Source organism: Bacillota bacterium (assembly GCA_024655925.1).
In the GTDB taxonomy this organism is placed as follows: domain Bacteria; phylum Bacillota; class DTU025; order DTU025; family JANLFS01; genus JANLFS01.
In genome coordinates this window covers 1-14,978 of record JANLFS010000076.1, presented here as the reverse complement: position 1 = coordinate 14,978, position 14,978 = coordinate 1, and the positions used below count along the sequence as shown (strand labels likewise).

13 protein-coding genes are annotated in these 14,978 nt (G+C 60.8%); all 13 read right to left on the bottom strand.

The features are described from left to right. Positions 1-3,750 (bottom strand): PolC-type DNA polymerase III, encoded by a 3,750-nt coding sequence (locus NUW23_11600; protein ID MCR4426808.1) that lies wholly within the window; start codon positions 3,748-3,750, stop codon positions 1-3. A gap of 40 nt (positions 3,751-3,790) precedes the next feature. Beyond that, entirely contained in the window at positions 3,791-4,420 is a 630-nt protein-coding gene (locus tag NUW23_11595; protein MCR4426807.1) for a glycosyltransferase family 2 protein, read from the bottom strand. Between the two features lie 18 nt (positions 4,421-4,438). Next, entirely contained in the window at positions 4,439-6,208 is a 1,770-nt protein-coding gene (locus tag NUW23_11590; GenBank protein ID MCR4426806.1) for a proline--tRNA ligase, read from the bottom strand. Next, complete coding sequence (ispG, locus tag NUW23_11585; protein ID MCR4426805.1) at positions 6,205-7,305, bottom strand: flavodoxin-dependent (E)-4-hydroxy-3-methylbut-2-enyl-diphosphate synthase; 1,101 nt, start codon at positions 7,303-7,305, stop codon at positions 6,205-6,207. Before ispG ends, NUW23_11590 begins: the two co-directional genes overlap by 4 nt. Before the next feature lie 33 nt (positions 7,306-7,338). After that, entirely contained in the window at positions 7,339-8,376 is a 1,038-nt protein-coding gene (rseP, locus tag NUW23_11580; protein MCR4426804.1) for an RIP metalloprotease RseP, read from the bottom strand. After that, positions 8,364-9,524 carry a 1-deoxy-D-xylulose-5-phosphate reductoisomerase gene (dxr, locus tag NUW23_11575; GenBank protein MCR4426803.1) on the bottom strand — a complete coding sequence of 387 codons (1,161 nt, stop codon included), beginning with the start codon at positions 9,522-9,524 and terminating at the stop codon, positions 8,364-8,366. The genes rseP and dxr overlap by 13 nt, the downstream gene beginning before the upstream one ends. Further along, positions 9,521-10,573 (bottom strand): sporulation integral membrane protein YtvI, encoded by a 1,053-nt coding sequence (gene ytvI, locus NUW23_11570; GenBank protein MCR4426802.1) that lies wholly within the window; start codon positions 10,571-10,573, stop codon positions 9,521-9,523. The genes dxr and ytvI overlap by 4 nt, the downstream gene beginning before the upstream one ends. A gap of 33 nt (positions 10,574-10,606) precedes the next feature. Continuing rightward, complete coding sequence (locus NUW23_11565; protein ID MCR4426801.1) at positions 10,607-11,416, bottom strand: phosphatidate cytidylyltransferase; 810 nt, start codon at positions 11,414-11,416, stop codon at positions 10,607-10,609. 5 nt (positions 11,417-11,421) lie between these two features. After that, positions 11,422-12,129 carry an isoprenyl transferase gene (locus tag NUW23_11560; protein ID MCR4426800.1) on the bottom strand — a complete coding sequence of 236 codons (708 nt, stop codon included), beginning with the start codon at positions 12,127-12,129 and terminating at the stop codon, positions 11,422-11,424. Between the two features lie 96 nt (positions 12,130-12,225). Next, positions 12,226-12,747 carry a ribosome recycling factor gene (frr, locus tag NUW23_11555; GenBank protein MCR4426799.1) on the bottom strand — a complete coding sequence of 174 codons (522 nt, stop codon included), beginning with the start codon at positions 12,745-12,747 and terminating at the stop codon, positions 12,226-12,228. 17 nt (positions 12,748-12,764) lie between these two features. Then, on the bottom strand, positions 12,765-13,505 hold the full coding sequence (pyrH, locus tag NUW23_11550) for a UMP kinase (protein ID MCR4426798.1): 741 nt from the start codon (positions 13,503-13,505) through the stop codon (positions 12,765-12,767). 107 nt (positions 13,506-13,612) lie between these two features. Continuing rightward, positions 13,613-14,212 (bottom strand): translation elongation factor Ts, encoded by a 600-nt coding sequence (tsf, locus tag NUW23_11545; GenBank protein MCR4426797.1) that lies wholly within the window; start codon positions 14,210-14,212, stop codon positions 13,613-13,615. Positions 14,213-14,233: 21 nt separating this feature from the next. Next, the coding region (rpsB, locus tag NUW23_11540; protein ID MCR4426796.1) for a 30S ribosomal protein S2 at positions 14,234-14,978 on the bottom strand (745 nt) is incomplete at its 5' end.

Below are 14,978 nucleotides of genomic sequence, written 5' to 3'. Positions count from 1 at the left end.
CTAGAAGAGGCTTAGCTGGTCTGTATCGGGCAGGTCTCCGATCGCCCCGATCTCCCTGAGTGTCTCCACTTGGGACCTTGTAAGCCGGGTTCGCTCGCGGATGTCGAGGACTGATGAGAAAGGCCTCTCTGCCCTGGCCTCCACCACACTCGCCGCAGCCGCTTCACCCAGGGTTGCCACGGTGACCAAAGGCAACCTCAAAGCATCGCCTTCCACTGTGAACCTCGTCGCGTCCGAACGGCGAACATCCACTCCAGCGAAGCGTACGCCCCGTTCGTGTGCTTCTCTGGCGACCTCCAGCACTGTAACGACGTTCCTCTCGCGGGGCGTTGCGTCCACCTTGGCCTCTATGGAGGCCATGAACGCCCGCATCGAGGCAGCATCCATGCTCGCGAAAGACGAATCGAACTCCGATGCCCTTATGGTGAAATGCGCCGCATAGAAGGCCAAGGGGTAGTGCACCTTGTAGAAGGCAATCCTGAAGGCCATCATTACGTAGGCGACAGCGTGTGCCTTCGGGAACATGTATTTTATCTTGTTGCACGAGTCGACGTACCATTCAGGGACGGTGTACCGGGACATGATCTCGGCGTCCTCCGGAGAGACACCGTTACCCTTCCGCACCCGCTCCATTATGCGAAAGGCAACCTTCGGAGGCATCCCTGCATCTATCAGGCAGTTCATGATGTCATCTCTGACCGAGATAACCTCGGCCAGGCGGGCCTTGCCCGTCCTTATGAGCTCTTGCGCATTGTTGAGCCACACGTCCGTACCGTGAGACAGTCCGCTTATCCTTACCAGCTCGGCAAAGGTAGACGGGCGAGTCTCTTCGAGCATGCCCCTCACGAACTTCGTCCCGAATTCGGGGATCCCAAGAGTGCCGACGTTCGCCCCGGCCCGCTCCGGGGTGAGGCCCAGAGCCTGGACACCGGAGAAGATCGACATAGTCTGCGGATCGTCCATAGGCACAGACGACGCGGGAACCCCTGTCAGGTCCTCCAGCATCTTTATCATGGTGGGGTCGTCGTGGCCCAGGAGGTCGAGTTTGAGAAGGCAATCGTGAACCGTCTTGTATTCGAAGTGGGTCGTGACGGTGGCCGAGTCCCGGTCGTTCGCTGGATGCTGCACCGGTGTGAATTCGTGAATGTCTCTGCCTCTGGGTAGGACCATCACACCCCCCGGATGCTGGCCTGTTGTCCGCTTCACGCCCGAGCATCCCCTTGCAAGCCTCGACACCTCGGCCGAACGAAGGGAAAGACCTCGCGATTCCGCGTAAGCCCGGACGAAACCATATGCGGTCTTCTCCGCAATAGTCGCGATGGTCCCGGCGCGGAACACGTGGTCCGACCCGAAGAGCTCTTCCGCGTACCTGTGTATCTCGGACTGGTACTCCCCGGAGAAGTTCAGGTCGATGTCAGGTACCTTGTCACCCTCAAATCCGAGGAAAACCTCGAAGGGGATCCCCTGGCCTTCCTTGTGCAGGACCGCTCCGCAAACCGGGCATGTGCGTGCGGGAAGATCGTACCCGGATGCGGCATGGTGGCCGTGGTCGAACTGGCTGAACCTGCACTTGCGACATAGATAGTGCGGGGGCAGTGGGTTTACTTCCGTGATTCCGCACATCATTGCGACGAGGGACGAGCCTACTGAACCCCGGGAGCCGACAGGGTACCCGTTGTCGATGGATTTCCGTACGAGCCTCCGGGCGATATCATAGATGACTGCATACCCGTGCCCGATGATCGCCCTGAGCTCACGCTCAAGCCTATCACGGACAATGCCTGGCAGAGGGTCTCCGTAGAGTTCAGTCGCGCGCGCATAAGCCGAAGAACGCACTGACTCGTCAGCGCCTTCGATCTCGGGTCTGGCCAGTTCATGTGGGACAGGGGAGAGCTCCTCGATTCTTTCGGCAATCCCCGTGGGCCCCGAGACCACAACCTCACGAGCTGCCTCATCCCCCAGATAGGAGAACTCCTCAAGCATCTCGTCGGTAGTGCGGAGATAAAGCGGCGCCTGAAGATCTGCATCCTGGTAGTTCTGGCCAGCCATCAAGACCCTGCGAAAGACCTCGTCCTCCGGGTCGAGGAAGTGGACGTCCCCTGTGGCGACCACCGGTATCCCCAACCTCTTACCCAGCTCATAGATGCGTGCATTGAGAGCGCGAACGTCGTCGAGGGATCCGAGTCTTCCCGATCTTACGAGAAAGGCGTTGTTTTCCGCCGGCATGATCTCGAGGAAATCGTAGAACGAGGCTGTTCGGGTGAGATCCTCCTCGCTGGCGCCTTCCAGAACCATGCCGAAGACCTCTCCCGCCTCGCATGCCGACCCAACGAGAAGCCCTCTGCGAAGCGAGCACAGAAGATCTCTGGGGATCCTCGGGTGGCGGTGGAAGTGCTCAATGTGGGACGATGTGACAAGTCTGTACAGGTTTCTGAGACCTTCCGCATCCCGTGCGAGAATGGTTGCGTGGAAAAGCCTCGCGTCGGGGGTAACCGGAGAGTCCGCCAGATAGGCCTCCATTCCGTATATGAGCTTGATGCCGTGCTTCACAGCAGCCTTATGTGCATCGGGAAAAGCCTGCACAACCCCGTGGTCAGTGATGGCGATGGCGGGGTGGCCCCATTCCGCGGCTCGCTGGACGGCGAGGCCAACGTCCACGGTAGAATCCATTGCGCTCATCTTAGTGTGAAGATGAAGCTCGACCCGTCTCGCCTCCGCGCGATCCTGCCGCTTCTCCCTCTGGTCGGGAACTATATCAGAGACTGCGAGGACCAACTCGCGGCTGAACTGGTCATACTGGGCATCGCCCCGGACCCGGACATACTGCCCGTCTGACAGAGGAATCTCCGGATCGCCAGGGCCGGAGAAACACTTGCAGAACACAGAGTCGGTCCCGTCGGTAATGGCAAAGACGGTGACCTTGAGTCCGCTCTTGGTCTGCCGCTCCTCTAACCCGAAGACCTCTCCCCGGACGATCGCACCTCTTTGCCCCTCGGTAAGGTCGGATATTGGCTGGGGTGAACCCGTTATGCGCTTGCCGCGGATCGCACCCTGGTCCGTTACGGTTTTCTTCCTCCTCCGACGTTCGGCTTTGGGTTCTTCCATCTCTGGCCTGGAGGACGCCGCCGGGAGTTCGCCGGGAGGATCAAGGGCGGGTTCGGGCTCAGGCTCACACTCAGGCTCGCTGTCAGGACCGGAATCCGCCGTCCGGAACCTCACCGGGACTATGACCACATCAGGCCGGGTACCCGTGGCTTCCTGGGCGAGGTCCGCAATTCGCTCGTGGCACCGGCGTTCCACGAGTTTCTGCGCCTGCACTTCGCCTGGCACTTCTACGACGAGTGCCCCGCCGTTCACCCGGCACCTGGCGCTCGAAAGCCACAAGCCCAGGTAAGGTGCATCTGCTTCCAACTCGCGCCCGATCTCCTCCCACCTGAGGGCTATCCACTCCTCCAGGGTGGTGTCCCCACCAGTGGACCTAGTTCCGCTGTCTGTGAATTCCACGACGATCTCCCGGCCATCACCGAGCAGATGTTGAATTGCTTCACGAACCGCGTCCACGCATGATGGGCCGGCAGAAACACCGGGAACAACCCGGACAAGCCACGACTGCTGGTCCGGATCCAAAACCAGGCTCTCAATGCGGCTTTCGGGAGCAATGCCGTCGGGTATGCGCACGCCGGCTCGGTCGAGAATGAACCTGAGTGAGGCGCGTTGTTTGTCGGGAACTATCATGAATACGGTGGACAAGAGTGACCCTCCAGATGGAATGCGGGTAGTGGTCGGAAGACTAGTCCCGAGAGACCAGGGACCGCAGGATGTCCCTGTACATCCGCAGGCGGGATATGACACCCCGGACAGCGCCCATTTTCTCCTCCTTCATCACGTGGGTCAGATCGGGGAGGGTGACTTGCCTCACTCGAAGACCGGCCCGGCGGGCGTACCTGGTCAAGGCGGCCTCCAGGCCGAACCGGGCGATTCCTGCATCAAGACCTACCAGGGTATCACGCCTCACCGCCCTCTGGCCCGAAAGCCAGGGGGTTATGGCCTGTGCGAGGTCGGTTGCGGCCCGTCCTCGGGAGAATATGCCAAGAGTCATGTCGGCATCGCCCTCTGCGACCGGGTTCAACAGCAACGCCAGGTGTTCAGGGGTCAACCCGATCAAGTCCGCGTCCAGGAAAATCAGGATGTCTCCAGTGGTCTCCGAGATTGCTCTCGCAACCGCCCCACCTTTGCCGACATTCCTCTCCAGCCGGACAACACGTGCGCCTGCCTGGGCAGCGGCCTCTGCCGTGCCGTCTGAGGAGCCGTCGTCGACCACGACCACTTCGTGGGCACGGCCCCAGGCCAGTACAGGGCCGATCACCGCCCCGATCCTTGCCGCCTCGTTGTAGGCGGGCACGACCACGGAAACCCTCACTTGATCTCCCCCACCTCGCTAGTCCAGGCTGTGATGTCGAGGTTCGAGTGCCTTGAGTTCCCCATCGACGATCTCTCGCACCCGGCGCGCGGCGTCGGAGACGCTCACTCTCTCGACCTCCCCTGACCTGCGCATCCTGATCTCCACCTGCCCATGGTCGAGGGTCCGAGAGCCGATAGTGACGCGGACGGGGAAGCCGATGAGGTCCGCGTCCTTGAATTTCACGCCCGGACGCTCGTCCCGATCATCTACAACCGCTTCTACACCCAGAGCCCACAGATCTCCGTATATGGCTTGCGCAACCTCCAACTGTTCGGGGGCGGTGGTGTTCACAGGCACTACTGTTGCGTGGTACGGAGCGATAGACATCGGCCAGATGATCCCGTCATCGTCATGATGCTCTTCGATAACCGCGGCCACGATCCTTGTGATTCCGATGCCGTAGCATCCCATTATCATGAGTTTCTCCGTGCCGTCCTCGTCGAGGAACTTAGCTCCGAGCACGCGGCTGTACTTGGTCCCGAGTTTGAAGAGGTGACCAACCTCCACCCCCCTTGCCGCATCCAGGGGGAGTCCACACCTCGGGCAGGCGTCGCCCTTCACCACGTTCCTGAGATCGCAAACGACATCCGCCCGCCAGTCTCGTCCGTAGGACACCCCTACGAGGTGGGTATCGGCAGCGTTCGCACCGGTCACGCCGGCCACCAATGAGGGCACCTCCAAGTCGGCGATGATTCGGACTCCGGGCTTGAGGCCAACGGGTCCCGCAAACCCGACGGGCGCGCCTGTGACTTCCTCTATCACGGCAGGCGTGGCGAGTTCAAGCTCTCGCACACCGAGAGCTTTCTTGAGCTTGACTTCATTAAGTTCCCGGTCACCCCGGACGACCGCTGCAACTGGCGTGCCGTCCCCCACGTAGATGAGGGTCTTGAGCATCTGGTCAGGCTGGACCCTCAGAAACGAAACCAGTTCCTCGATTGTACGCACCCCGGGGGTGGGCACAGGCTCGCACGGACGGGTGCCAGGCCTACCGCCTTCTGCGGGCGTTACGCCAATACCCTCCCAGACCCCACGTGCTTCCGCCTGTTCTACGTTGGCCGCATACCCGCACGCGTCGCAGAAGACCAGGGCAGCCTCGCCTATATCCGAGAGGACCATGTACTCGTGGGACGATGTGCCCCCGATTGCACCTGGATCTGCCTCAACGATGCGGTAGTGAAGGCCACACCTGTCGAATGTGCGGCAGTATGCAACGTACATCTTCCTGTAGCTCTGTTCCAGGCCATCGGCGTCCCGGTCGAAACTGTAAAGGTCCTTCATGATGAACTCTCTCGCTCTCATCAGGCCGAACCTGGGCCTGATCTCGTCGCGAAACTTCGTCTGGATCTGGTAGAGAAGCTTCGGGAGCTGCCTGTAGGACCTGATCTCATCACGGGCGATAGAGGTGACCAACTCCTCGTGGGTGGGGCCAAGGCACATGTCACGCCCTCCACGGTCGGTAAGGCGGAACATCTCGTTGCCGTAGTCCAACCACCTGCCGGTGGCACGCCACATATCCGCAGGCATCAGTGCGGACATGAGGATCTCCTGTCCCCCTTGCCGGTCCATCTCCTCACGCACAATCTGCTCAACTTTCCTGATGCTTCGGTAACCCAAGGGCAAATACATGTATATCCCGGACACAGTCTTCCGCATGAGCCCCGCCCGCAGCATCAACTGATGGCTGGGGATCTCGGCCTCTGAGGGTACCTCCCTGAGCGTCGGCGAAAACAGCTGTGACATCCTCATCTGCGGTCACTCCCCCGATTCTCCTCGGCCGCGGCCGCGTTCCGGGCCACATCATGAGCCAGGGCAACGAGGGCCGAGACCATCTCTTTCTCCGGCACACGCCGGACTGCTTCACCCCTGCGGAACAGAAGCCCGAAACCAGCCCCGCACGCCAGACCCACGTCTGCGTGACGCGCCTCGCCGGGTCCGTTCACTTCGCATCCCATTATAGCGACGGTGATTGGGACGTTCAACCCGGCAAGGCTCCTTCGTACCGCTTCAGCCGTCTCTGCCAGTGCGGTGCGGCTCCTGCCGCAAGTGGGACAGGAGATGATGACTGGGCCGAACCTCCTCAGTCCAAGCGCCTGCAGTATCTCACGGCCCGCGTGTACTTCCGCGATGGGGTCTCCGGTCAGGCTTACGCGGATCGTATCACCTATCCCTTCACCGAGCAAGATGCCTAATGCCACTGCAGACCGGATAATCCCTGAAGGAGGTGGTCCAGCCTCGGTGAGCCCAAGATGGAGCGGATAGGGCATGACGGATGCCGCAAGCCTGTACGCCTCCACGGTGGTCCACACGTCTGAAGCCTTGAGAGATACGACTATCTTCTCGAATCCGAAGCTCTCCAGGATACCCACGTGCCTGCGTGCGCTCTCCACCATCGCCCGAGGTGTCATGCCGTATCTGGCTAGGAGGTCCGGCTCTAGTGATCCGGCGTTCACACCGATCCTGATTGGGATGTCTCGGTCTGCGGCGCACCTCACAACCTCTCTGACCCTGGCTTCCCCTCCAATGTTGCCCGGGTTGATCCGAAGCTTGTCCACCCCCGCCTCCATGCTCATGATGGCAAGCCTGTAGTTGAAGTGAATGTCGGCGACGAGAACGGCGTGTGTCCCCGCGCGAATCGCGGTGAGCGCCCGTGCAGCGTCTTCATCGGGCACGGCGATCCTGACCACCTCGCAGCCGGCCTCTGTGAGCTTGCGAACCTGACCCAGGGTAGCTTGGGCGTCCCGGGTATCAGTCTTCGTCATGGACTGAACGGAAATGGGAGCGCCGGCCCCGAATGCAACTGTCCCCGCCCGGACCTGTTTCGTCTCTCTGCGGGTCGCGCCCACAGCCCGCTCCCCCTTTCCTAGTCCGTGCCCGTGCTACATCTGGCCCACGAGCCGTGAGATGTCGTTCACGGTGGCGTACACCAGAAGCAGAACGATGAGCGCAAGGCCCACCAGACGGGCCATGTTCTCAACCTCCGGAGTGAGGGGTTTCCCTCTTGCTGCTTCCAGAGCGAGCAACACAAGCCACCCACCATCAAGTATGGGAATTGGCATCAGGTTGAGGAGCCCGAGGCTCGTCGACAGAAGCGCGATGAGCATTAGAAGGCTCGAAAACCCTGCCCTTGCCGCCTGCGCGGAGATGTCGGCGATGCCAATGGGACCGGAAACCTCAGGTTTGAGTCTGCCGGTGAGCATGGCCCCCACGGATGAGATCGTGGTATCCACGAGCCCCCAGGTGTACCTCGCCGCACCCGTCACGGTGCCCGCCAACCCAGAATGCTCGGGGGTCTCCATCAGAGTGACGCCGATGCGCCCCATGCCTGCCTCCGCATCGTACCTGGGAATCACTGACACCTCTACCGTCTGCCCTTCTCTTTCCACCCGGAGTCGCAGCTCTTTGCCCCAACTGCTTGACACAGTGGAGATGAACCCTCCGACACTTGCGACAGGCCTGCCGTTGATCGCCCTGATCATGTCGCGAGGGCGCAACCCTGCTTCCGCCGCCGGAGAATCCGGCAGCACGGTGGCCACCGATGCAACCGGGACACCCTGGGCCGCAAAAAGAGCAGTGAGGATGATCACGGCCAGAAGGAAGTTCATGAGCGGTCCCGCCGCAATGATGAAAGCCTTGCTTACAAACGGTTGCCTGGCAAACCCTCTGGGGTCGTCTCTTCCCTCACGGCCCTCCGAGTCCAGGCCTTCAGCCATGCCCGCGAATCTTGTCATGCCTCCGAGCGGGAACGCCCGGATAGCATACACTGTCTCACCGATCTTCTTCGAGGCAACTCTCGGCCCAAACCCCAGTGCAAACTCGTATATCCTGACGCCTGCGAGCCGCCCTGCCAGGTAGTGCCCGAGCTCGTGGGCGAACACGACAATCCCGATGACTACGAGAAAAGCTATCGCGTGCACTCACTGCACCTTCCCCTCACGTATTCGCGGGCCCACCGGTCCGCCAAGGCGATATCGTCCAACGAGGCCGAATCCACATCCGGTGAAGCATCCATGGACCGAATGACCAGGCGGGTGATGTCCTGAAACCTAATCTTCCCCGAAAGGAACAGGTTGACAGCCTCCTCGTTCGCGGCCGACATCACTGCCGGCACTACCCCGCCCCTTCTGAGGGCGGCATGCCCGAGGCCGACCGCTGGAAACCTGTTAACGTCGGGCCTCTCGAAAGTGAGGCTTCCGATCGTGGCCAGTTCCAGCCCGGAGGCAAGCCCAGGAAGCCTGTGGGGATAAGTGAGGGCAACCTGTATGGGAGTGCGCATGTCCGCAGTCCCGAGTTGCGCCTTGACCGACCCGTCGACGAACTCCACCATCGAGTGAACGATACTCTCCCTGTGGACCAGGATCTCGATGGCCTCAACAGGGATCCCCAGGAGCCACCTGGCCTCGACCACTTCCAGGGCCTTGTTCATCATCGTCGCGGAGTCCACCGAGATCTTCGGTCCCATGCGCCAATTGGGGTGGGCCACCGCCGCCTCGGGCGTCACATCGGACAAGTCCTCCCTGTCCCGGAAAGGCCCTCCCGAAGCAGTGAGGATCACCCTGGCGACTCGGGCCCGATCCTCACCCCACAGGCACTGCCACACAGCCGAGTGCTCGGAGTCAACAGGGCGGACTGTGACACCTCGTTCACCAGCAGCACGCATCACATGGTAACCTGCAGCCACTAGTGTCTCCTTGTTGGCCAGTGCGACGTCCTGGCCTGCATCGATCGCAGCCAGCGTCGGCAGGATTCCGGCCGAGCCCACGACCGCATTGAGGACGATCTCCTCACCGCAAACCCCGGATGCCGCCAGCTCTGCCAGGCCCTCCGCACCTGCCAGCAGTCGGGGAAAAGGTGAGACCCCCGCAAGCTCGCGGGCAAGGTCCGCCGCAAGGGCCGCATCGGCCACGCAGACCTCGTGGGGCCTGAACTCCCTTGCCTGTGCGGCGAGCAGACTTACGTTGGACATGGCTGACAGCCCGGTCACTCTCATGCCCAGGGAACGGGCGACTTCCAGAGCCTGACGCCCCACCGAACCTGTGGACCCGAGTACTCGCAAGCTCCTCATGGGCGCGGCTCTCCATCGAGAGGGAACATTGGCAGTATAAGCGATGTGAGGATCGCCTTCAAGAATATCACGGTCAGGGGACCAACGAAGAACCCCTTCACACCGAACAGCCGAATCCCAGCGTACACCGAGACGAGGGCCGCGAGAGGGTGCAGCCCGATATTTCGACCGATAACCCTGGCCTCCGCCAGTTGCCGCACCAGGGCAGCAGAAGACAGAACCACCAGGAGCCCGATGCCGAAACCGATGTTCCCTGCGGTGAAGTGGTACGCTGCCCAAGGAAGGTAGAGCGCGGACGGCCCGATCAGCGGGATGACGTCCAGGAGGCCTGCGGCGATACCTAGAAGCCACGCGTAGTTGACACCAAGGATGGACAAGCCGACAATGGACAACGTCGCGGTGATCGACAACAGCACGAAAAGAGCCCGTATGTACCCGATGAACGCCGAGAGGAGTTCCCGCCGGACTCGCCGGAGTTGCTTCTGCCAGGCTCTCGGCATCGCCTGGAAGATGAAGTCACCTATGATCTCCTTGTCTCTGGAAACGAAGAACGTCGATACCAGGCTCACGACGAAGACCAGCAGCACCTGAGGGAGACTCCGGAGCATTCCGGACAGAGAGATGACTATGCTTTCGAGCACCGCGAACACTCTTCCTTGGTTCGCCCGGATGGTGTCGGCGATCGGACCTGGCAGACTCTCGAACACGCGCGTCGCCCGGGCAATCAAGTCCTCAAGCACCTGACCGAGGGACTTGTCGAGTGCACCCAAGTTCTTTGACAGTTGGTCGATCTCGAGGATAAGCTCGGCAATGCCGATCGACACTAGCACCCCGAGAACCACACCCGCCACGATTAGGACTGCGAGCACCGCGACCCCGCGGGATACCTTGAGCCTGCGAGTGATGAGGTTGACCACTGGATCTATCAGGGCTGCGAGTATGACTGCAACCACAAAAGGCGTGAACAGCGGAAGGACGAATCTGACGGCGATATACACGAACACAAGGAGAGCCGCCGTAGCGATGGCGGCCTTCGCGTAGTTGCTCACAAACGCACCTCCAGGCCAAACCCCCAGGGGGCGCTAGAGTACCAGCCGGATGTAGTAATACGCCACGGGGCTCGCAAATAACAGCGAATCGAACCGGTCCAACACGCCCCCGTGCCCCGGAAAGAGCCGCCCCGCATCTTTCACTCCAGCGTCTCGCTTCATCGCGGACTCCGCCAGGTCCCCAATCTGGCCGGAGAGTGAGAGAAGCGCCGCAAGAGTCAGGGCATGCGGCCATTCAAGAGTATACCACAGGCCGGTTGCATCACCCAACAGTTTGAAGACGGCGGATCCCGTAAGAGACCAGACCGCCCCTCCAACCGCGCCCTCCACCGTTTTCCTGGGCGACAGGGCTGGAGCCAGCTTGGTCCTGCCAAACTTGATGCCAGTGAAGAACGCCCCCAAGTCTCCCATCCACACGACCACGAGCACTCCCATGGCGAGTCCGAATCCCGCGTCCCCGTACTGCGTGCGGATCAGGAGAAGCTTCGAGAGTGTCCATCCGCAGTATATGGCCCCGAATGTTTCGAGCGCAGGCCCCCCCACCCCATTCGCAGGGATCCCTCTCATCACTTGGACGGATAAACCAGCGAGGAGTACGAGAGCGAGAGCGGGCTCAGAGAACTTGCCGCCGAAAAGGGAGGCGTCCAACATGAACAGGAGAGCTCCCCCCATCAGAACCGGCGGGCTTGGCTTCCACGACTTCATCTGAGCGAGCCGAGTATACTCGAACCCGCCGATAGCTGCGAGTGCTGCAAGGGCAGCAGCAAACAGCAGGCCACCGCGGTAGACGAGGTAGATGGCGATCGGAGCCCCGAGGACCCCCACTATGTACCTGGCCGCCAACACGATCACCTCTCCGTTCCTACCGACCCGTACCTGCGCTCCCTCGTCTCGAAATCTCGGATGGCGCTCTTCAGGTCCTCCGCAGTGAAATCCGGCCACAGTTTGGGTGTCACCCAGATCTCCGAGTAGGCCGCTTGCCACAGAAGGAAGTTGCTCAACCGATTCTCCCCGCCTGTTCGGAGGATGAGGTCCGGGTCAGGTTGCCCAGCGGTAGACAACCTGGCGGAGATGGCCTCCTCTGTCACATCCTGCTTTCCGATTCTGCCGTGGACAGCATCCTCCACGAGAGAACGGGCCGCCGAGACCAGATCCCACCTGCCGCCGTAATTCAGTGCCACATTGACCGTCATCGCGGTGCAGTGACGAGTCTTCTCCTCCGCCTCCTCCGCCACACGCCTGACGGACTCGGGGAGCCGCTCCCTGTCCCCTATGACCCGCACCTTAACGCCTGATCCTGCGAGTTCCCCGACCCCTCGCGCGAAGAACTCCTCGAGCAGGCTGAAGATGCCCTGCACTTCCTCCGCCGGGCGCTTCCAGTTCTCCGTGGAGAACGCGTAAAGCGTGACCACTTTCACTCCGAGGTCCCGGGCGGCGATTACAACGTCCCTGGCTACTTGCACTCCTGCGCGATGGCCGAACAGCCTCGGTTGCCCGCGCCTTCTTGCCCAACGGCCGTTGCCGTCCATTACTATGGCTATATGCGACGGCAGCAACTGGATTGCCTCCCCATGCATCAGGCTCGGGTCCCGAACATGTCAAGAACCCCCTCGAACTGAGGGGGCTTCGACATGCCGGAAGACCGGTTTCTTCTACACCTGAAGGATCTCCACTTCCTTGGCGGCGAGAAGCTTGTCGATTTCGCCCACGTACTTGTCGGTGAGTTTCTGGATCTCTTCCTGCGCCCTCTTCAAATCGTCCTCGGAGATCGTCCCTTCCTTCTCAAGTCCCTTGACAGACTCCATAACGTCCCGTCGGATATTCCGGACAGCCACACGCATCTCCTCGGCCATCTTCCGGACCAGCTTCACCAGTTCGCGACGCCTCTCCTCTGTGAGGTGAGGTATAGTCATCCGTATTACGTTCCCGTCATTGGTAGGGACAAGCCCGATGTCCGCCTTGAGGATAGCCTTCTCGATCCTGCCGAGCACGGACCTGTCCCACGGTGTGACCACGAGAAGTCTGGGTTCAGGAGCGGACACATTGGCGAGCTGCACAAGGGGGGTGGGGGTATCGTAGTAGTCAACGACCACCCGATCCAGCAGAGCGGGGTTTGCGCGGCCGGTCCGCACTCCTGCGAACTCCCTCTGCGTCGCTTCGATCACGGCTTTCATTCTCTCTTCGGCTCTCTTCAGTTCGTCCTTGTACAAGTCTCATCCCTCCTAACGATCGTGCCGACGGGCTCCCCCATGACAGCCCTCTTGATATTGCCTGGACACAGGAGGTTGAAGACCATTATGGGGATGCCGTTATCCATGCAAAGCGAAGCAGCCGTCGAATCCATGACCTTCAAGCCACGGTTTATTACATCGATATAGGTGAGTTCCCGAAACAGCACGGCGTTGGGATTGGACACCGGGTCGGAATCGTACACTCCATCCACGCGCTTGGCCATCAGGATTATCTCCGCTTCGATCTCCGCAGCGCGAAGTGCCGCAGTGGTGTCTGTCGAGAAGAATGGGTTTCCGGTCCCCGCCCCGAATATCACCACTCGTCCTTTCTCAAGATGACGCACGGCGCGCCGCCGGATGTACGGCTCGGCTATCTCCCTGATCTCAAGGGCAGTGAGGACCCTCGTGGGTATGCCTAGGCGCTCGAGGGCATCTTGCAGAGCAACGGAGTTTATCACCGTGGCAAGCATGCCTACATAGTCAGCCGTGCTACGGTCCATGCCGCGCCCACTGGCCTGTGCGCCTCTCCAGATGTTCCCCCCGCCCACGACTATGGCTATCTGAACTCCCAGGGCATAGGCTTCCTGGATCTCCCGGGCAATCCACGTCACCGTGTCAAGGTCTACACCATAGCCCTTCTCACCGGCAAGCGCCTCCCCGGACAGCTTGAGCACGACTCGCCTGAACCTGGGTTCATCCAACACACTCACCTCTGGCTAAGATTCGATGAGGACAAGGCTTTTCCTTCACTCACCGTGAGGGTAACAAACAAAGAGAACACCGGAGTGTTCTCTTCGTTTGCTCTCTGTCAGTTTGCCTCTCCCCGTTCGAACCTGACGAACCTACGGACGGTGATGTTCTCCCCAAGAACCCCGATTACCTCACGGATCACATCAGCGACCGTGCGTTCAGGATCCCGTATGAAAGCCTGATCCAGCAGGCAGGCTTCCTGGAAGAACTTCTCGAGGCGACCTTCGACGATCTTGTCGACGAACTTCTCGGGCTTCCCTTCGTTCAGAGCCTGAGCCCGGTACACTTCGCGCTCGCGCTCGAGGATTTCTGCTGGAACCTCTTCACGGGACACGTACGAGGGTCGGGCCGCGGCCACCTGCATTGCGAGATCCCGAACCAGCTGACGGAATCTCTCGTTCTTCGCGACGAAATCTGTCTCGCAGTTGACCTCTATGAGGACGCCGATCCTCCCACCCATGTGGATGTAGGAATCGATGACGCCCTCCGCTGTCTCCCTGCCGGCGCGCTTGGCTGCGGCCGCTAAGCCTCGTTCGCGCAGGACCATCACGGCCCGCTCCATATCACCTGACGCTTCGGTGAGAGCCCTCTTGCAGTCCATCATCCCCGCGCCTGTTTGCTCGCGAAGATCCTTAACCATCGCAGCGGTGATTTCCATATGATCAGGGTCCCTCCGCAATTATCGTCCCGCCGCCGGCCCGCCGGGCACGGGAACCTGTTCTGGGGCCATCTCTGCTGGAATCTCGACGATCGCTGGGCCCTCGTCAGCCTCATCCTCAGGCGGCGCCTGGTCAAGTCCCTCTCGGCCTTCGATGACGGCGTCAGCCATCTTCGATGTAAGCAGCCTGACCGCCCGGATCGCGTCGTCGTTGCCAGGGATCACGTAGTCGATCTCGTCAGGATCACAGTTTGTGTCGACTATCGCGACTATCGGGATGTTCAGCCGGCGTGCCTCCGCGACGGCGATCTTCTCTTTTCGTGGGTCTATGATAAACACCACATCAGGCAGGTGCTTCATGTCCCGTATTCCTGAGAGGTGCTGCTGGAGCTTGGCCCTCTCGTTCATAAGCCCCTGGGCTTCCTTCTTTGGGAGCGCCTCGAGGGAGCCGTCCTCCTCCATCCGCTCGAGGGTCTTCATCCTCTCCACTCGCTTGCGAATGGTTGCGAAGTTGGTGAGCATGCCACCCAGCCAACGCTCATTGACCCAGAACATCCCGCACCGCTGGGCCTCCTCGGCCACAGTGGCGTGGGCTTGCTTCTTGGTTCCCACGAAGAGGACAGTCCCACCTTCTTGCACCTTGGACCGGACGAACTGGTAAGCCTCCTCAACCTTCCGTACGGTCTTCTGAAGGTCGATGATGTATATGCCGTTGCGCGAGGTGAAGATGTACTTCGACATCTTGGGATTCCAGCGCCGCGTCTGA